Origin of the sequence: Virgibacillus litoralis, from assembly GCF_017873675.1 — a bacterium.
Classification (GTDB): domain Bacteria; phylum Bacillota; class Bacilli; order Bacillales; family Amphibacillaceae; genus Lentibacillus; species Lentibacillus litoralis.
This window is the reverse complement of sequence record NZ_JAGGKK010000001.1, coordinates 190,216-208,628: the sequence shown is the minus strand read 5'-3', so window position 1 is coordinate 208,628 and position 18,413 is coordinate 190,216. Positions and strand designations below refer to the sequence as shown.

Genomic DNA, 18,413 nt, shown 5'->3' with positions numbered 1-18,413 from the left:
GAAGTTCGATAAGGGGGATAAAATATGGGGATACGATTTTTATTAGGCAGATCAGGTACCGGCAAAAGTGGCAGGTCACTGGATGAAATTAAAGAAAAATTGGCTGATAACCCACAAGGTAAACCAATATTTTATATCGTACCGGATCAAATGACCTTCCAACAGGAATATGCCTTGTTTAGTGGTCATGATATCCATGGAAGTATTCGTGCGCAGGTTACCAGCTTTTCACGTCTGGCATGGCGTGTTTTACAAGAGACTGGTGGAGGTACGAGGCAGTTTATTAGCTCTGTCGGCATTCAAATGATGCTTCGAAAGATTATTGAAGAGAAAGAATCGGAGTGGAATGTATTCCAAAAAGCTTTGGAAAAACAAGGATTCTTGGAACAACTGGAAAAAATGATTACCGAATTTAAACGATATCGTATCACTCCCGAAATGTTATATATGCAAATTGAACAGATGAATCAGTTTGTTCATAAAGAATCTGGTGAGGCTGCACTATCGGATAAACTTAACGATTTATCGTACATATATGAAAATCTGGTACACGCCTTACAAGGTAAATATATAGATAGTGAGGACCAGCTACAATTACTGGCAGAGAAAATTAAGGATGCGACATTACTTGAGGGTGCCGAGATATACTTGGATGGCTTCCATCGATTTTCACCTAAAGAACTTCTTGTTGTTGAGGCGTTAATGAAGAAGTGTAAATCAGTGACTATTGCATTAACTGTCGATCCAACAGATGATGCAGATCTATCTGAATTAGATTTGTTTTACCAAACGAAAGAAACACATCAAACCCTTCAAACGATTGCTGCTGAAAATTATATAAGTATAGATGAAACTGTCGTACTTGACCCTGCGAACGGCAGATTTAAGGAACGTCCTTATTTTGCCCATTTGGAACAAAACTTCGATGTGCGTCCTGCACCTGAATACAATGGCGATGTTCCATTACAAATTGCTGAAGCAGTACATCCCCGTGCAGAGGTAGAAGGGGCTGCTCAGGAGATTTTGCGTCTGGTACGTGAGGAAAACCACCGATTTCAGGATATTGCTGTATTTATTCGACAAACAGATATGTATCACGATTTAATAGATACCATTTTTAGCGATTATGATATCCCGGTTTTTATCGATGAAAAAAGAACGATGCTGAATCATTCGCTGATTGAGTTTATTCGTTCTGTCTTAGACATTGTCGAAGGAAATTGGCGGTATGATGCTATCTTTCGTGTACTCAAAACTGGGTTTATTCCATCGATAGATTCAGAATATCCACTTACTAATGATGCGATTGATGAATTGGAAAATTATATACTTGAATATGGAATCCGCTCACGAGAACGGTGGATAGGGGATAAACAATGGATTTTCCAGCGTTTCCGTGGCTTTGATCGTTCAGCACAAACGGATACGGAAAAAGAAACGCAAAAGCGAATAAATGCGTACAGAAATCAAGTTGTACAAGCGTTACAAGAGTTTGATCAGAAAATAAGAAAAGCTGCTACGATAAGTGAATTATGTGAAACAGTTTATCTGTTACTGGAAGAGCTAGGTGTTCCGCAACGACTGGAACAAATGCGGAAAATGTACGATGCAGAAGGGGAAATTGAAAAAGCGCGAGAGCAGGAACAAGTATGGAATGCTGTCATCCAGCTTTTCGATGAAATGGTTGAGATGGCCGGGGACGAAACAATGAACCTGGATACTTTTCGCACGACAATAGAGGCTGGCTTTGATTCGTTAACATTTGCCCATGTACCGCCTAGTATGGACCATGTAATCGTTGGTACCATTGACCGGTCAAGAATCAGTGGAATGAAATGTTCCTTTTTGCTTGGTGTGAATGATGGCGTATGGCCAATGAAGCCAACCTCAGAGGGCATGATTAACGAACAAGAGCGTGAATTACTAGCGGGACAGGGTATCCAACTTGCAGAAAGCAGCAAGCGGCAACTCTTGGATGATTGGTTTTATATGTATGTTGCATTCACATCTCCAACTGATTATTTATGGTTAAGTTATCCGTTAAGTGATGAAGAGGGTAAATCGAAAATGCCATCACAGCTGATTAAGCGGATAGAGGATTTATTCCCATCGTGTGGCAACCATATTTTACTGCAGGACCCTGAGGAGCTGACAGAGGCGGACCGGTTTATAACGACCCCTATTAAAACAAGAGCGGCGCTAACAGCACAGTTGGCCCGCAGTCGAAAAGGGTATCCTGTTAAGCCTGTTTGGTGGCATGTTCTAAACTGGTATATCGAAAATCATCCAAAATATAGTACAACCTATACGATTTTACAAAGCTTGTACTATCAAAATCGCCCAATAAATTTAACAAAGGAAACAACCGAACAGCTCTATCCAAAACAGGTGAAAGCAAGTGTATCAAGATTAGAATCTTATTATCGCTGTTCCTACCAGCATTTTGCCAAATACAGCTTGAAATTGGATGAAAGAAAGACGTATAAACTCGATGCGCCTGATATTGGCCAGCTGTTTCATGAGGCATTGAAAAAAATAACCGAGTGGATTAAGGCAGATGGCAGGGACTTTTCCCAGTTATCAAAAAATGATAGTTCAGGCTATGCGCAAAAAGCGGTTGAAAGTCTTGCACCGATTTTACAGCATCAGATTTTGCATAGTTCTAACAGATATAAATATATTCAGCAAAAATTGCAGGAAGTTATCACAAGGGCAACGTATATTTTAAGTGAACAATCACGACAAAGTGAATTTTCACCAGTAGGATTAGAGCTCGGTTTCGGGTTTGACGATGAAAAAGCATTACCCCCTGTTACGCTGAAGTTAGAGAATGGTTTTGAACTTATGCTGCGCGGACGGATTGACCGGGTTGATAAGGCACTCAACAATGAAGATTTATTTTTACGGATTATTGATTATAAATCAAGTGCAAAAGGATTAAACTTGGTAGAGGTTTATTATGGTCTTGCTTTGCAGATGCTGACATACCTTGACGTTGTACTCTCCCATTCAGAACAGTGGCTTGGCGCTAAAGCAACACCAGCTGGGGTCCTTTATTTCCATGTGCACAATCCGATGGTTTCAGGCAAGTTAAAAATGAATGATGATGAAATTGAAAAAGAAATATTCAAGAAGTATAAAATGCAGGGATTGCTGCTATCAAATGAGCAAATTGTAAAAATGATGGATACATCACTTGATTCAGGAACAAGCCAGGTAATACCAGCAGGAGTGAAGAAGAATGGTGATTTCTACAGCCATTCTAAAGTTGCTGACAACGAGACGTTTTCCAGTTTGCAGCAGCACATTCATCACCTAATGATGCAGGCAGGAATCGATATGACATCTGGTGGTGTCCATTTAAATCCATTCCAGCATAAACAGAACACGGCTTGCACGTATTGCCCATTCTTGTCAGTCTGTCAATTTGATCCGATTTTAGAGGAAAATAATTATCGAAAGCTAACTGACTTAAAGGATGACGAAATACTGGAAAGACTCCGTCATAAGGAGGAAATGTAATGGCTAATTGGACAAAGGAACAGGAACAAGCAATCTATACGGACGGCAGTGATGTGCTCGTTGCCGCGGCTGCGGGCTCGGGGAAAACAGCCGTACTTGTCGAACGGATAATTCAAAAGTTAATTAAAAAAGATGACCCGGTAGATATCGATTCGCTGCTTGTTGTAACGTTTACCAATGCTGCAGCTCAGGAAATGCGGAACAGGGTTGGACTTGCCTTGGAAGAAGCATTGGCAGAAGACCCGAGCTCACCGCATCTTAAAAAGCAATTATCACTTCTGCAGCGTGCATCAATATCAACTTTACACTCGTTTTGCCTTGATACGGTAAAACAATATGCTTATTTACTGGATATTGATCCCGCTTTTCGTATTGCTAATGATATGGAAGCAGATTTAATTAAACAGGAAGTAATTGATGACTTATTTGAAGAATGGTACGGGAAAGAAGGCGAGGAACAAAAGAGTTTTTTCGCTGTTGTAGACCGCTTTTCCAGTGATCGCAGTGATGCAGATGTGGAAAGCCTTGTCCTTGATTTATATACATTTGCGGCGCAAAATCCGTGGCCGGATATGTGGCTTGATCAAATTGCAGATGTCTATGATATTCCAAATGATTGGAATGAAGATGAATTGCCGTGGCTGTCAATCATAAAAAGAGAAGCTAAAAACCAGCTGGAAGCGATGCAGCAAGAAATAAATCTTGCAATGGAACTAACAAGAGAAAGTGATGGACCATACCATTATGCGGATGCAATTGATTCAGATGCGGAAAATTTGCAAATAGCATTGGCACATCTGAATTCGTGGGATGATTTGCAAGCACATATGGCGACAAGTTCTTTTGCTAAGCTATCAGGCAAAAAAGTCGATTGTGATGATGCCAAAAAAGATAAGGTTAAAAAATTGCGTGATAGCTATAAGAAACGATGGAATGAAATGAAAGAAGGCTGGTTTAGCCGTGATTTGACAGGCCACATTGCAGATATGCAGGAACTGGCCCCGGTGATCAGGCAATTAACAGAGATTGTGAAACAATTTAAAACACGATTTACAGAACAAAAGCGGGAACGAGCTATTGTTGATTTTTCTGACTTGGAACATTATTGCCTGCAATTGTTAACTGACGATTCATCCACTGCGGATAAGGTTTTACCTTCAACTGTAGCCGTCAATTTGCAGAGACAGTTCAGTGAGTTATTAATAGATGAGTACCAGGATACAAACCTTGTCCAGGAGACAATTTTAATGCTGATTAGCGATCAGGCAGGCCCTGGAAACCGGTTTATGGTTGGTGATGTTAAGCAGAGTATCTATCGCTTTCGACATGCAGAACCATCGTTATTTATCCAGAAATACAAACGTTTTGCTGATGAAGGGATTCCCGCCAGACGAATCGATTTGGCAAGTAATTTCCGCAGCCGTGAACATGTCCTGATTGGTGCTAACTATATTTTCAGACAAATCCTTGACGAGGAATTAGGGGAAATTGCCTATGATGAGGATGCTGAGCTGATTTATGCAAATAAAATGTATGATACATTACCACATACTGAACCACAGCCAGAGCTAATCATTATTGATCGTGAAGTTCCAGAGGAAAAAGAGGATATTTCACAGGATGAAGAGGACTATCAGGATCTGGAAAAAGCACAGCTTGAGGCACGTGCATACGCAGAAAAAATTAAAGGCTGGATTGGACAGAAGGAAAGCGATCCCTTACAAGTCTACGATAAAACAACAGATACACAACGGGATATGCAGTATCGCGATGTTGTTATTTTAATGCGCTCAATGACATGGGCACCAACGATTGTCGACGAATTAAAAAAACAGGGAATACCGGTGTACGCCGAACTCTCGACAGGTTATTTTGATGCCATTGAAGTAAAAATCATGCTAAGTCTGCTAAAAGTGATTGATAATCCAAGGCAGGATATTCCGCTTGCTTCCGTACTCAAGTCACCAATTGTTGGGTTGAATGTAGAGGAGCTGTCACTAGTTCGATTAGCAGATCAGAAGGGAACATATTATGATGCATTGAAGGCATTTAACCGTCATAATTCGGATGATACAGCCATTAAGGTAAGTAATTTCCTGGAACGACTTGAACGTTACCGGCTTGCATCACGGCAGGGTGCTTTATCTGAATTGATCTGGCAGATTTATCGGGAAACAGGATATTATGATTTTGTTGGCGGTATGCCTGGGGGGCGTCAGCGTCAAGCGAATCTTAGAGCTCTATATGATCGTGCCAGAGGATATGAGTCAACATCGTTCCGTGGATTATTCCGCTTCCTGAGGTTTATTGAACGTATGGAGGAGCGTGGTGATGATCTTGGGGCAGCCCGGGCATTAAGTGAGCAAGAGGATGTTGTCCGAATCATGACGATTCATAAAAGTAAAGGTTTGGAGTTCCCAGTTGTTATCCTGGGAGCGATGGATAAACAATTTAATTTTATGGATTTGAAACGTCGTTATTTATTGCATAAAGACTTAGGGTTTGCCAGTAAATATATTGATCCGGTCAAACGGATAACCTATCCGACACTGTTTCACCATGCATTGCAAAAAGAAAAATTGCGAGAGCTCCTGGCAGAGGAAATGCGTGTATTATATGTTGCATTGACACGCGCGAAAGAGAAGTTAGTGATGGTTGGTAATGTCCCATCATTTGAAAAGAAACAACAGAAATGGGAAAAAATGATTGATCATTCGGAATGGATTCTTCCTGCACATTACAGGATTGAATCAAAAACATACCTTGATTGGGTTGGTCCTGCTTTAATCCGTCACAAAGGAAATGATGTACTGCGGACGTTGGAGGTTGATGATGCTGTTTTGGAAGCAATCCAAATCGATCCTTCTGAATGGAATGTTTCAATTTTACACGGCAGTTCGCTAACCAATCTAGATGAAGCAGTTACGCAAGCTGATCTAGAGCGAAAAGAAAATATCTTGAATTGGCAGCCGCTGGAATTGGATGATAGCCACTTGGATTGGGCTGTTAACGATCGCCTTGCTTACACGTATCCGTATCTTGAAGCTGCAACTTACAGGGCCAAACAAACAGTGACCGAAATTAAAAGACAGCGTGAGATAAAAGATGAATATAGTGGTGAACAGCTTATCCAAACGTCTCAAGCCCCAATCGCCAAACGCCCTGCTTTTATGCAAAAACAAAAATCGATTACTGCGGCAGAACGTGGTACCGCAATGCACACAGTGATGCAGCATATACCACTGACGAAGCCAATGACTGCAACAGAAATAGAAGAATTTGTGGAACAATTAGTAGAACGGGAAGTTTTGACGAAACAGGAGGCAGAGGTTATCGAGACCACTGCTGTTGAACAATTTTTCAACACGTCAATTGCCCAATTAATCATGGAATCACCGATTATTTATCGGGAAGTACCATTCAGCCTTTCGTTATCTGCAAAAGAAGTGTATGCAAACTGGACCAATAATACGGACGAACAAGTATTGGTGCAAGGTGTGATAGACTGTGTTATTCCAAAAGATGATGGGTGGATTATTCTTGATTATAAGACTGATGCCATCACTGAGGAAGTAACCAGCCATGTAGAAGATAAACTTTTAGACAGGTATAAAATTCAAATGAATTTGTACAAACATGCGGTGGAACATATTTGGTATGAACAAGTAAAAGAGACATATCTTTATTTCTTTTCCAAGCAACTTTTACTGGCAGTTAAGAATGTATAAATACTCTCTGACTGAATAAGTCCATAAGATTTGCACTTAAAGTAAAAAGTCATCTATGAAAGTAAATTATGTTTTCATTGGGTTGGCTAATGAATATCAGTTTTTTAATAAATATAATTTCCGAAAATGTGTCGAAGTAGTTACAAATTATAATGGTTATATTTAAAGAGTAAGACCCTGTCATATCAAGGGTTTTGCTCTTTATTTTTTTTGGAATTCTTTGCAAATGATTACTGGAATTCTTCATGTAATTAAAATCACGTATTCGTGTGATTTAGTTCACTTCGAAAAACACCTTAAAAAAATAAGATGTAGTAGAAAGATAGTTTACAAGGAGGGGATTTGTGATGGAAGCAGCAAAAACGAGTACTCCAGTCGAAAATAAAGAAGAAACATCATTAAAAGGTACAATGGTTTCCGTGTTATTTGTGTTAGGAGTCATCGTTGTTATGTGGGTAGGAGTCTTTTGGTTATATATGTCCAGAGTATAGGAGGGAAACGATATGCATCGCTTAGAAGAAATTTGGCTTGGATTAAGTGCCGGTATTTTAATTTTATTTATGGTTATAGTAGGTTATCAAACATTCGCGTTAGGTATGGGACCACCAAGTAATAAAGAAAATATTGATCCTGAGCAAGTAGATCAAACTGCTCCATTTGATAATCCTGGCGTGAAAAAGGTTGGGGAAAACGAATATGAAGTAGTTATGACATTACAAGCGTTTGGCTTTACTCCCAGCGATATTGAAGTTCCAGCTGGGGCAGAAGTGACATTTACAATGACTTCCAAAGATGTTGTTCATGGCTTTCAAGTTGCTGGAACAAACATTAATGCAATGGTAATGCCAGGTCACATCCAAGAAATCACTCACACATTTGATGAGCCAGGCGAGTATCTAGTGTTATGTAATGAATATTGCGGTGCGGGGCATCAGCTTATGTCCACGACAATCACGGTGAAGTAAAGGAGGTAAAGTCAAATGGAACAATCAATAAAAGAAACATTTCGCGAGAAGGCGAATAAAGGATTAGGCGTTAATCCTCTGGATGCTAAAATATCGAAATCATATTTATCAGTAGCCTTTATTACATTACTTATTGGCGGAATTTTAGGATTAGTACAAGGACTTCAGAGGGCCGGTCTTCTGGAATTGCCAGCATGGTTAAACTATTACCAAGTGTTAACAGCACACGGTATTTTATTAATTCTAGTTTTTACAGCTACATTCACAATTGGTTATTTATATGCAGTTCTATCCCATACATTAGGAGGACTTCTTCCAAAAGTGAGGAAAATGGCTTGGGTTGGACTTGGATTGATGCTGTTAGGAGTAGTACTAGTAGTAATAACAATTTTAATGAATGAAGCGTCCGTTTTATATACGTTTTATCCACCACTTGCTGCATCACCTATCTTTTATATCGGGTTAGTATTTGTTGTGCTAGGTATATGGTCATGCAGTTTTGGAGCATTCATCAATTACAATCATTGGAGAAAAAATCATCGTGGTCAAGTAACGCCGCTGTATGCTTTCTTCGCAATGGGTGTATTCATACTTTGGTTCTTCGGAAGTATTGGTGTAACAGTAGAAGTATTAACGCTCATTCCTTGGTCGTTGGGATGGAAAGAAACAATTAACGTCATGGTTAGCCGAACACTATTTTGGAGTTTTGGACACACATTGGTAAATATTTGGTATATTGTAGCAATTTCAGCATGGTATGTAGCAATACCAAAGATTATCGGCGGAAAAGTGTTTAGTGATAAACTTGCTCGAGTTGTTGTAATATTATTAGTTATTTTAAACATTCCTGGTGGATTTCACCATCAAATTATTGACCCAGGAATTTCAGAATCAGTTAAGTTTTTACACGTGTTTATGAGTACATCAATCGCATTCCCTTCATTGATGACTGCGTTCGCCATATTCGCTATGTTTGAAAGAGCTGGCAGAAAACGCGGTGGTAAAGGACTATTAGGCTGGTTCACAAAACTTCCATGGGGAGATGTGCGTTTCTTAGCCCCGATGATTGCTATGATTGCTTTTATCCCTGGCGGTGCTGGTGGAATTGTCAATACAAGTAACCAGATGAACCAGGTAATTCATAACACAATGTGGGTTGTTGGGCACTTCCATATAACTGTAGGTGTAACAGTTGTCTTAACATTCTTTGGGATTACTTATTGGCTTGTACCGTTTCTATCTAAGCGTAAGCTAACCCCTCAAATGAATAGACTTGGTGTTATCCAGACAATTATCTGGACAGTCGGAATGATCTTCATGTCAGGTTCACAGCATTTAGTAGGGCTGTTGGGTGACCCAAGACGGACATCTTTCACAACGTATGGAGACCATGAAATTGCATTAAGCTGGGTGCCTTACGAGTATGTTATGGCATTCGGAGGAACATTACTGCTTTTAGGTGTAATTATTCAAGTTTATGCAGTATTCAATATGATGTTTTTCGCTCCAAAAGGTGAAACAGAATTCCCTCTTGGTGAAGCTGAGGAAAATGAAGCACCTACACCACTATGGACTGAACGCTGGAGCATTTGGATTATCTTAATGCTAATGGTTGTAGCTATGGCCTACGTTGTACCGATTGTAGACTTTGTTGTTAACGGTGGACCCGGATCACCACCAATCAGAACATGGTAGTTGAAACAAAATTAAAGAGATAGTCCTGTTTGGGGCTATCTTTTTAAGCAGTAGGAAAGTATAAGTACTTTCTTACTGCCAAGTTTTCTAAAGTAAAACGAATGATAAATTACAAACTTGGGAAGTGATCGGTTATGATCAAGGACAGACGTAATTTAATAGCTATCATTCTCGTAATCATATTTGGAATTGGTTTATTTTTTATTGGAACCGATGGATTCCGTGCATTTACAGCAGAAAGTGCCAGAACATATGAAGTATTACAAAACAAGCCTGAATTTCCTTCTGTAACTTTGGAGGACAGTCACGAGCGAACATATACTTTTGATGAATTTGCAGAAGGAAAATACGTATTTCTAACATTTATGTATACAAGTTGTACCACCGTATGTCCACAGCTAGAAATGAACATGGCAGATGTCTATGATCAAATTCCGAGTAAGTATATTGGTGAGGACATCGTCTTTCTAAGTATAAGTTTTGACCCTGCAAGAGATGATCCAGCAACGTTAACCAAATACAGATCCTACTTTGGAAGTGATGGAGAAACGTGGCGCATGGCAAGAATAAATGACCAATCGGAACTGGACATTCTACTTGAAAAACTGGGCGTAATTGTTATCCCTGATGGTAATGGAGACTTCACACATAATAGTGCTTTCTATTTTATAGGAAAAACCGGCCATTTGCAGCAAGTGATGGATTTCACCAGAATTGATGAAGCTGCTGATACTGTTGTAAATATTCTTGACAGTGAAGAGGGGGAATAGACGATGAAACAAGCAATCTATGGTTTAATGCTTTACGTCTTTCTAATTCTTCCACCTGTAGCTAATTTACTTGAATCGATTATGATTGTGCACATGCATATGCAAATGCCACTCCTTGTGATATCTGGATTTCTAATGGCACGATTTTTTCAGATGAAGTTTCCGGGTTTTTTTGAAAAATGGAATGGTAACGGTGTACCTGGAATTCTATTATTCATTGTTATTTGGAGTTACTGGATGATCCCACGTTCGATGGATGAGGCTGTTACTATACAAATGGTAGAGGTATTTAAATTTATCAGTTTGCCGTTTTTAGCAGGGATTCCTCTACGTGATAGCTGGATGAAACTTGGGGAAGTTGGCAGAAATATTACTTATGTATTCTTTGTTATCATGTTTGGACTAATGGCGTGGCTGTATATTGGGGCGGATAGTCAGATATGCAATAACTATTTGGAAGTGGAGCAGAAGACACTTGGTTGGGGTTCACTCGCAATGGCAGCTTTTTTACTAATATATGTTTTGCAATTATTATTCATTGATCAATCAGAATTTGAATAGGAAGAAAAGTGCCTTGTAGTGAATAAATATACTTAAGCTATCAGGTGTTGATTCTAGATTTTGTAATAGGAGAGGGAACACGTTACTTGTCGAGGAGGAAGTATCATTTCGTATTGGGACTTCAATCAGTCACACGAAAATAGGAGCAAATAGCCAAAAGAACTGTCGCATCAATTGGACAGTTCTTTTAAATTAAGCATTAGCTGTTAAATTCTGATCGTTCACATCAGGGTCAAATGGGTTGGTGGAGCTTAAACCACTATTGGTACAAATGAAATCACCAGTGTTTTGTGATCCTGCACCTGTGTTTGTTTTGGAAGTACTTTTAGGTGCGAGATAAAAGGAATCACCAAAGTTTATGACGCCACCACCCACACTATTTATCTTTATTGGTCCAACAATTGATGGCATGAAGAACTCCTCCAGAATTTATTTTTCAGGATACACATAGTTTATGATGTCATGTTGTTATCCGTGTCAGTGGTATACTGACGGAAGTGTTTAACCCTTGCTTCTGCAGATAATTCATTAAGGTTACCAATATGCAAAATAGATGATTGACTGACCCCGAGGATAGATATGTTCCCTACTTTAATTACATTAGAATGATTTAGTGTATTTTTTTGGACTCCTGTGGCATTAGTCGGCCAGTTCGCGTCCCGCTGAAATAGTGAAAATTTATTAAAATGAAGACCCTCATCACCTACAAAAGTTGCACCTTCTTTTTGGATTGCAATTCCCCTTGATTTCGGACGGGCATTTAATGTATCGCCAATATTAAAAATTCCGCTATATGTTAGACCATGAACTCTGATATGTCTAACGGATGCTGTTCGCTTTTGCATCAATAAAACCCCTCATCCTGATAGTGGAACGATGGAACCAATCATAGTTGCTTCTGGTGGAGTATCGAAGAATGATGAGAGGATTATATCTTCACTGTCTCCTACTAAAAACACAGACGAAGATGTGATCGCATCTATTTGAACATTTCCGACTTGTAAACCCCAGTTATGAACTTCCATATTCATTTTCTGAATCATTCCTTTCCATATATGTTGTTAACGAATGATGAATTTCATTTTTAATTTGCTCCATAATGAATTGCTTCTTCTGGTCCTCTGAAAGGTTTTGATTGTTACGTTTGGATTCTTCTTCATAAAACGTGATTCGTTCGGGTAGCTGTTTGGCCATATCCTCGATAAGTATTGATGGATCTGTGTTATCAATAGAAAAATGATTCTGGTCAGCTATATTACGGATTAGGTTTGCTCCATGTTCTTTTAGGTACCTATTTAAGTCAGATAATAATTGTTGTTTGACTGGTGTTTTGCCAGGTGGAACAGAGAGATCTTCTATATCTTTCAGGTCATTTGGTGACAAACCAATGTGGAGAGTTCCATCAAGATTCTCTATTTTCAGCTGGTCAAAGTGATATTCAATTTTTTCAATGTTGTTGTGGTTCGATTCTTTTTGTTCAAACTTCTCGACTCTTGATTCCAGTGACCTGATTTTTCTGTCCTGCTCATCAATGCGTTGCAGTAAGTTATACATATAATTATTCCAGCTATTCATAAGAGTGTGCCCTCCTTACAACTAGGCAAATACCTATAGTAACATATGCATAACAGGCAAATATGTGCTATTGACCAGGCTGTTGCAATCGAATGATTGAAGACTGACCAACAGGTTCAGCCGGTTCCGCAGCTTCTTCATACTCCCCTGTATTGTAAATATCCGATTGTGCCTGAATACTTCCGGTGCTCCCAATTTGTACAACTGAAGAATTTGTGATCGCGCCTATTTTTAACATATGAATACTTATAGATTGGTGAATAGTAAAATTCATGGTATACACTCCATTAATTATCTATATTCTGATCAGCTACATCTGTATCCCGTACATACGTATTTGACTCTTTTAGCCTTATATGGGTCCCATCCCCTGTATTAAAGGAACCACCACCAGCATATGTTTTTGCAGTGCTTTCAGGACTCATTGAATAAACATCTCCAATGTTAAAGATGCTGGAAGAGCCTATATTAATTACTTTGACTGCGCCGACTTTTGCTGGCATGTTAAATCCTCCTTCAGGTTTAGTTTATGATTAAGGTGAAAATTTGTTGAAGCAGCAAAAAGAAGTTATTATTAATTTATAGAATAGTAGAAAAAAACTATCTATTTTTGCAGTTATTTATTCTTACTGCATAAGTACAGCTTAAACTTTAGACTTGCTTTCCAAAGTATAAGGATTCTAAGAAAGGTAGTGAAACGAATGAATGTTGCTTCGCCATTGCAGGGATCCAAACGATTAACATGGATTGATGCCGCTCGCGGTTTTGCTATTTTAGGAATTTTCGTCGTAAACATTGGAGCTTTCTCTGCACCATATTTTATGTACGGTGGGGAGGAAGATGCATGGACATCCACTGTTGATCAATCTACACAAGTAGTTATTGATATTTTCTTTCAGGCAAGCTTTTATACACTCTTCTCACTTTTATTTGGATTTGGCTTTCAGATCCTAAAAGAACGTCTGGTAGAAAAAAATACTGATGTCTATCCATTCTTATTTCGAAGGTTACTTATATTAATCTGTTTCGGTTTGATACATGCATTTTTACTCTGGCATGGTGATATTTTATTATCATACGGGGTTGTTGGTCTGTTTTTAGTGGCGTTTGTGAACCGCAAAAATAAAACGCTGTTGGTCTGGGGAACACTGATGTTAGGACTCAGTGTAATCTACTTTTCAAGAATGTTATTTGATGCAAGGGCATTTTTGGATGGTTATAACACTTCAAAAATTTCACTTGTGAAGGAAAATTATAGTAGCAGTGATCTGGCAGTAATTTTATCTCAAAACGCTAGCGACTGGCTTTATTCGAATAGTTTATTCTCCAGTTTGCTTTTAGCAACAACATTATTACCTTTGTTTTTATTCGGTATGTTCATTGCAAGAAAAAGGTGGCTGCACAAGCCCGACGAACACAAACAAACAGTCCTTATAGTATGGTTTATTAGCTTTCTGTTCTTTGCAGCACTAAAAATGGGTCCATATTTATATGGAAATCCGACTTGGTTCTCGTATATTCAGGATAATGTTGGCGGGACTGGATCCGCATTATTCTACTTATTTTCAATAACGTTGTTGAGCAGAAGCAGTTTTGGAAAACTAATATTAAAACCGCTCACATATGTTGGCAGAATGTCTTTAACAAATTATATAACCCAATCAATCATATGTTTTATATTGTTTTATGGAGTGGGTTTCGGGTTATATGGTTCCATAAGGCCAATCGTTGCCATGGGAATTGTTGCAGTTGTCTTTAGTCTGCAAATTATCTGCAGTAAATGGTGGCTGGCAAGGTATCGTTTTGGGCCGCTTGAATGGATCTGGCGAAGTCTTACCTACAAAGAAAAACAGTCATTACGAAAAGTGAAACGGAGGAATTCCTAATGTAAGCAGCAGGTGAGAATTGTACATCAGTGTGGCGTTTTTATTATCAAGCGAAACCGCCACAGTAATGTCAAAGATAAAGGTACAAAAGAAAAGGTATTTAAGTTATACTGAACAAAATACTTTACATATTTTAAATTGTTGAACGTCTTAAAGACATTAGGATTCGGCAGTGAAAGGAGAAGTAATATTGAGTAATCAGAAATTACAATTACCCCTCCAAACATTAAGTTTAGTTGCTGGATTTATGGTATGGGTAATTTTATCTTCATTAATGCCATTTATTAAAGAGGATATTAATTTAACAATTGGGCAAGTTTCTTGGGTTACAGCAGTGCCTGTTATCTTAGGGTCTATTTTACGAGTACCTATCGGGTATTGGACGAATCGTTTTGGAGCCAGGTGGATATTTTTAATTAGTCTTATCTTTTTAATATTTCCGGTATATTATATTAGCATAGCTAGTTCATTTATCGGTTTAATTATTGCTGGCTTATTTATTGGTGTCGGTGGAGCAATTTTCTCTACTGGTGTAACTTCACTTCCTAAATATTATCCAAAAGAACGTCATGGCTTCGTAAATGGAATCTATGGTGTCGGTAATATTGGTACAGCGCTAACTGCCTTTGGGGCACCGATTATTGCTGGGCAATTTGGCTGGGAAGTAACTGTCCGTTTATTAATAATACCGTTAATATTGTTCGCAATATTAAACTTCTTCTTCGGTGATCGCAATGAACCAAAGGTATCGACACCACTAAAGAATCAAATTAAATCAGTTTATCGTAATCAAAAGCTGTGGTTTCTAAGTCTATTTTACTTTCTGACTTTTGGTTCGTTTGTAGCATTTACAGTTTATCTTCCAAATTTCTTAGTATCAGAATTTAATTTGACAGAAGTTGATGCTGGGCTGCGTACAGCTGGTTTTATCGCACTTTGTACATTAATTCGTCCCCTTGGTGGTTGGCTTGGGGATAAGTTTGATCCCTTTAAAATCTTAATACTCGTATTTACTGGGTTAACATTGTCCGGGGTTTTGCTATCATTTTCTCCAACGATCACATTGTATACGGTCGGTACGTTAACCGTTGCGATTTGTTCTGGGATTGGGAATGGGACTGTTTTTAAACTAGTTCCTTTTTACTTCTCAAAACAAGGTGGAATAGTAAATGGTATTGTTGCAGCAATGGGTGGCTTAGGAGGCTTCTTCCCGCCACTAATTTTGTCTACTGTTTTCAGCCTGACAGGTCACTATGCAATTGGATTTATGGCTTTATCGCAGTTCGCGTTAGCAAGTTTAATTATTGTCATTTGGATGTATTATTCAGATAAGCTTAACCTTTCCAATCAAATTGTGGAAAACACTGGTCAAGGTGTTATGGTTACAGATACAACTGGAGTAATAACAAACGTAAATAAAGCTTTTACTGAAGTAACCGGGTTCAGAGCCGAAGAAGCATTAGGAGAAAAGACAAAATTATTAAGTTCTGGTTATCATACTGCTGATTTTTATCAATCCATGTGGGATGAGCTGGAGAGAAACCATTATTGGCAGGGTGATATTTGGAATAAACGAAAAAATGGTGAAGTCTTTCATGAATGGTTGACTATAAGCGCAATTGAAGGTGATGAAGGAGAAATCATTAAATATGTTGGTATTTTTAGTGATATCTCAAATGAGAAACCATCTGTAAACTAAACTTTCTCGATAAGGTCTGTGGTTTTTTAGTCATTGCGTGTAGACATAAGATGCGATACTGGAGCAATGTTGATTCTCGTTGAATCTAATACGTAATTGATATAAACTGCGACACACTTTAAAAAAGTTTGAGTGTTATTATGCCGCTCCGGAAATACACTTCGCTTTCCGTGGGCGGCTGATGAGCCTCCTTGCTCCTACGTCGCTGCGTAGTCTCATCTAGGCCTCAGCTCCCACAGGAGTCTACGTGTATTTCCTCCGCTGGGTATTCCTCACTAGAACTTAAAAAAACAAGATTTTATACCACTAGCAGTTGGAATATGCGAGACTCCTGTGGGACAGCGATCCTAAGAAGACCCCACAGGGAGCGTTCTTTGCGAGCGAGGCAGACTAAGTACGCCACGTCCTGTGGCAACGTCTGCACTAGCACGTCCTATGCGTCGGAGGCTCGTGGTGAGCCCTAGGTGCGCGAGTATATTCCAACTGCGCGGTTAGTGACCCTCACTAAATGATATTAATCGAATCTATGTCGCAGTTTATATATAATCTGCAATAAAAAATCCGAACTAATTCGAATTCTATTTCAAGAATTTTGAATCATAGTTCGGATTTTACTTTGACTAAATACTTTTATCCCAGCCACTTTATTTAATTCTAGGCAGATAAGAAAGTATAACTACTTTCTTACTGCATAAGTGCAACTAAGGCAATTCACCCAAAGGCTTGCACTCCAGAGTACAAGGGGTTCTAAGAAAGCAAAATACGCTTTCATAAGAATCCCTTTAACGAATGGCAAGTTTTCTAACCTTTTAACACATCTTTAATATGGTTTACTGCCCATTCCAGGTCATCCTTTTCAATGATAAGTGGAGGAGCAAATCGAATTACATTTTCATGTGTTTCTTTACATAGAAGGCCTCTTTCCTTCAATGCCTCGCAGTATGGGCGAGCAGCTTCATTTAGTTCAACACCGATAAACAGTCCTTTACCCCGTACTTCTTTGATCTTCGGATTATCGATGCTTTTAAGCTCGTCCATCATATAATTACCAAGTTCAAGTGAACGGTCGGCCAATTTCTCTTCTTCCAATACTTCGAGTGACGCAACTGAGACCGCACATGCTAGTGGGTTTCCGCCAAATGTAGATCCATGTGATCCTGGGTTGAACACGCCAAGAATGTTTTTGTTGGCAACGACACAAGAGATAGGGAATACACCACCACCTAGCGCCTTTCCTAGAATGAGAATATCTGGTGACACATTCTCCCAGTCGCAGGCAAACATTTTTCCAGTCCGTCCTAATCCAGCTTGAATTTCATCAGCAATATATAATACATTGTTTTTTGAGCATACTTCATATGCTTCTTTAAGGAATCCTTCCGGTGGCATGACAATTCCAGCTTCGCCTTGAATTGGCTCGAATAAGAAGCCTGCAGTATTTTCGTTAATAGCTGCCTTTAAAGCGTCAATATCTCCGTATGGAATGACTCTTATTCCTGGAAGCATTGGTCCAAAACCACGCTTATTTTCTGCATCTGAAGATAACGAAACTGCAGCCATCGTACGTCCGTGGAAGTTACCTTCGCAAGCAATTATTTCTGCTTTGCCCTCAGGAACATCTTTTACATCATAAGCCCAGCGACGCGCTGTTTTAATAGCTGTCTCGACAGCTTCAGCTCCAGTATTCATTGGGAGTGTCATTTCTTTGTTGGTTAATTTGCAAATCTTTTCATACCATGGACCTAACTGATCATTATGAAAAGCTCGTGAGGTTAGTGTTACTTGGTCTGCCTGTTTTTTTAATGCATCAATGATTTTCGGGTGACGATGACCTTGGTTAACTGCTGAATAGGCACTAAGCATATCCATGTAGCGATTGCCTTCTGGATCTTCAACCCAAACACCTTCCGCTTTAGATATGACAACAGGAAGCGGGTGATAATTTTTAGCCCCATATTCCTGAGTCTGATCAATAATTTGCTGACTGTTTTGTACCATACTATCCCTCCGAT

At 39.0% G+C, this 18,413-nt stretch carries 16 protein-coding genes; 9 read left to right on the top strand and 7 right to left on the bottom strand.

Going from position 1 to position 18,413, the window contains the following annotated elements; translation table 11 throughout:
- The first annotated feature begins 24 nt into the window (after positions 1-24).
- From addB to J2Z82_RS01020, 7 genes are all read left to right on the top strand, one after another.
- The gene (gene addB / locus J2Z82_RS01050; protein WP_209478940.1) at positions 25-3,522 is read left to right on the top strand and encodes a helicase-exonuclease AddAB subunit AddB; all 3,498 of its coding nucleotides are present in this window, start codon (positions 25-27) and stop codon (positions 3,520-3,522) included.
- Positions 3,522-7,250 (top strand): helicase-exonuclease AddAB subunit AddA, encoded by a 3,729-nt coding sequence (gene addA / locus J2Z82_RS01045; protein ID WP_209478939.1) that lies wholly within the window; start codon positions 3,522-3,524, stop codon positions 7,248-7,250. Before addB ends, addA begins: the two co-directional genes overlap by 1 nt.
- Before the next feature lie 347 nt (positions 7,251-7,597).
- The gene (locus J2Z82_RS01040) at positions 7,598-7,741 is read left to right on the top strand and encodes a cytochrome c oxidase subunit 2A (protein ID WP_209478938.1); all 144 of its coding nucleotides are present in this window, start codon (positions 7,598-7,600) and stop codon (positions 7,739-7,741) included.
- 12 nt (positions 7,742-7,753) lie between these two features.
- The gene (locus J2Z82_RS01035; RefSeq protein ID WP_092493632.1) at positions 7,754-8,215 is read left to right on the top strand and encodes a cytochrome c oxidase subunit II; all 462 of its coding nucleotides are present in this window, start codon (positions 7,754-7,756) and stop codon (positions 8,213-8,215) included.
- 15 nt (positions 8,216-8,230) lie between these two features.
- Positions 8,231-9,910: a cbb3-type cytochrome c oxidase subunit I gene (locus J2Z82_RS01030; protein WP_209478937.1), complete on the top strand. Its 1,680-nt coding sequence runs from the start codon at positions 8,231-8,233 to the stop codon at positions 9,908-9,910.
- Positions 9,911-10,044: 134 nt separating this feature from the next.
- Complete coding sequence (locus J2Z82_RS01025) at positions 10,045-10,680, top strand: SCO family protein (RefSeq protein WP_209478936.1); 636 nt, start codon at positions 10,045-10,047, stop codon at positions 10,678-10,680.
- A gap of 3 nt (positions 10,681-10,683) precedes the next feature.
- Positions 10,684-11,241: a hypothetical protein gene (locus tag J2Z82_RS01020; RefSeq protein WP_209478935.1), complete on the top strand. Its 558-nt coding sequence runs from the start codon at positions 10,684-10,686 to the stop codon at positions 11,239-11,241.
- A gap of 192 nt (positions 11,242-11,433) precedes the next feature.
- Here J2Z82_RS01020 and J2Z82_RS01015 read toward each other — a convergent pair whose 3' ends face one another.
- The 6 genes from J2Z82_RS01015 to J2Z82_RS00990 form a co-directional block, all read right to left on the bottom strand.
- Positions 11,434-11,652 (bottom strand): spore germination protein, encoded by a 219-nt coding sequence (locus tag J2Z82_RS01015; protein WP_092493636.1) that lies wholly within the window; start codon positions 11,650-11,652, stop codon positions 11,434-11,436.
- Between the two features lie 41 nt (positions 11,653-11,693).
- A complete protein-coding gene (locus tag J2Z82_RS01010; RefSeq protein WP_209478934.1) occupies positions 11,694-12,086 on the bottom strand; it encodes a spore germination protein GerPE in 393 nt (130 codons plus the stop codon).
- Between the two features lie 12 nt (positions 12,087-12,098).
- Positions 12,099-12,272, bottom strand: a complete 174-nt coding sequence (locus tag J2Z82_RS01005; RefSeq protein ID WP_092493638.1) for a spore gernimation protein GerPD — start codon at positions 12,270-12,272, stop codon at positions 12,099-12,101.
- Positions 12,253-12,816, bottom strand: a complete 564-nt coding sequence (gerPC, locus tag J2Z82_RS01000) for a spore germination protein GerPC (RefSeq protein WP_209478933.1) — start codon at positions 12,814-12,816, stop codon at positions 12,253-12,255. The genes J2Z82_RS01005 and gerPC overlap by 20 nt, the downstream gene beginning before the upstream one ends.
- A gap of 67 nt (positions 12,817-12,883) precedes the next feature.
- The gene (locus tag J2Z82_RS00995; RefSeq protein WP_209478932.1) at positions 12,884-13,090 is read right to left on the bottom strand and encodes a spore germination protein GerPB; all 207 of its coding nucleotides are present in this window, start codon (positions 13,088-13,090) and stop codon (positions 12,884-12,886) included.
- A 13-nt stretch (positions 13,091-13,103) separates the two neighbouring features.
- Complete coding sequence (locus tag J2Z82_RS00990) at positions 13,104-13,319, bottom strand: spore germination protein (protein ID WP_209478931.1); 216 nt, start codon at positions 13,317-13,319, stop codon at positions 13,104-13,106.
- A gap of 198 nt (positions 13,320-13,517) precedes the next feature.
- Here J2Z82_RS00990 and J2Z82_RS00985 point away from each other — a divergent pair, with 198 nt between their 5' ends.
- Positions 13,518-14,702 (top strand): DUF418 domain-containing protein, encoded by a 1,185-nt coding sequence (locus tag J2Z82_RS00985; RefSeq protein ID WP_209478930.1) that lies wholly within the window; start codon positions 13,518-13,520, stop codon positions 14,700-14,702.
- A gap of 190 nt (positions 14,703-14,892) precedes the next feature.
- Complete coding sequence (locus J2Z82_RS00980) at positions 14,893-16,401, top strand: nitrate/nitrite transporter (protein WP_280922955.1); 1,509 nt, start codon at positions 14,893-14,895, stop codon at positions 16,399-16,401.
- An 801-nt stretch (positions 16,402-17,202) separates the two neighbouring features.
- On the opposite strand, the gene J2Z82_RS00975 is transcribed toward J2Z82_RS00980, so the two are convergent.
- Positions 17,203-18,399 (bottom strand): ornithine--oxo-acid transaminase, encoded by a 1,197-nt coding sequence (locus J2Z82_RS00975; protein ID WP_209478929.1) that lies wholly within the window; start codon positions 18,397-18,399, stop codon positions 17,203-17,205.
- Positions 18,400-18,413 lie beyond the last annotated feature (14 nt).

Excerpts from the sequence above, each read along its gene's own strand:
- J2Z82_RS01035 (WP_092493632.1), top strand. The coding sequence starts at position 7,754 with ATGCATCGCTTAGAAGAAATTTGGCTTGGATTAAGTGCCGGTATTTTA.
- addB (WP_209478940.1), top strand. The coding sequence starts at position 25 with ATGGGGATACGATTTTTATTAGGCAGATCAGGTACCGGCAAAAGTGGC.
- addA (WP_209478939.1), top strand. The coding sequence starts at position 3,522 with ATGGCTAATTGGACAAAGGAACAGGAACAAGCAATCTATACGGACGGC.
- J2Z82_RS00975 (WP_209478929.1), bottom strand. The coding sequence starts at position 18,399 with ATGGTACAAAACAGTCAGCAAATTATTGATCAGACTCAGGAATATGGG.
- gerPC (WP_209478933.1), bottom strand. The coding sequence starts at position 12,816 with ATGAATAGCTGGAATAATTATATGTATAACTTACTGCAACGCATTGAT.
- J2Z82_RS01010 (WP_209478934.1), bottom strand. The coding sequence starts at position 12,086 with ATGCAAAAGCGAACAGCATCCGTTAGACATATCAGAGTTCATGGTCTA.
- J2Z82_RS01015 (WP_092493636.1), bottom strand. The coding sequence starts at position 11,652 with ATGCCATCAATTGTTGGACCAATAAAGATAAATAGTGTGGGTGGTGGC.
- J2Z82_RS00995 (WP_209478932.1), bottom strand. The coding sequence starts at position 13,090 with ATGAATTTTACTATTCACCAATCTATAAGTATTCATATGTTAAAAATA.
- J2Z82_RS00990 (WP_209478931.1), bottom strand. The coding sequence starts at position 13,319 with ATGCCAGCAAAAGTCGGCGCAGTCAAAGTAATTAATATAGGCTCTTCC.
- J2Z82_RS00985 (WP_209478930.1), top strand. The coding sequence starts at position 13,518 with ATGAATGTTGCTTCGCCATTGCAGGGATCCAAACGATTAACATGGATT.
- J2Z82_RS01025 (WP_209478936.1), top strand. The coding sequence starts at position 10,045 with ATGATCAAGGACAGACGTAATTTAATAGCTATCATTCTCGTAATCATA.
- J2Z82_RS01020 (WP_209478935.1), top strand. The coding sequence starts at position 10,684 with ATGAAACAAGCAATCTATGGTTTAATGCTTTACGTCTTTCTAATTCTT.
- J2Z82_RS01030 (WP_209478937.1), top strand. The coding sequence starts at position 8,231 with ATGGAACAATCAATAAAAGAAACATTTCGCGAGAAGGCGAATAAAGGA.
- J2Z82_RS01005 (WP_092493638.1), bottom strand. The coding sequence starts at position 12,272 with ATGAATATGGAAGTTCATAACTGGGGTTTACAAGTCGGAAATGTTCAA.
- J2Z82_RS01040 (WP_209478938.1), top strand. The coding sequence starts at position 7,598 with ATGGAAGCAGCAAAAACGAGTACTCCAGTCGAAAATAAAGAAGAAACA.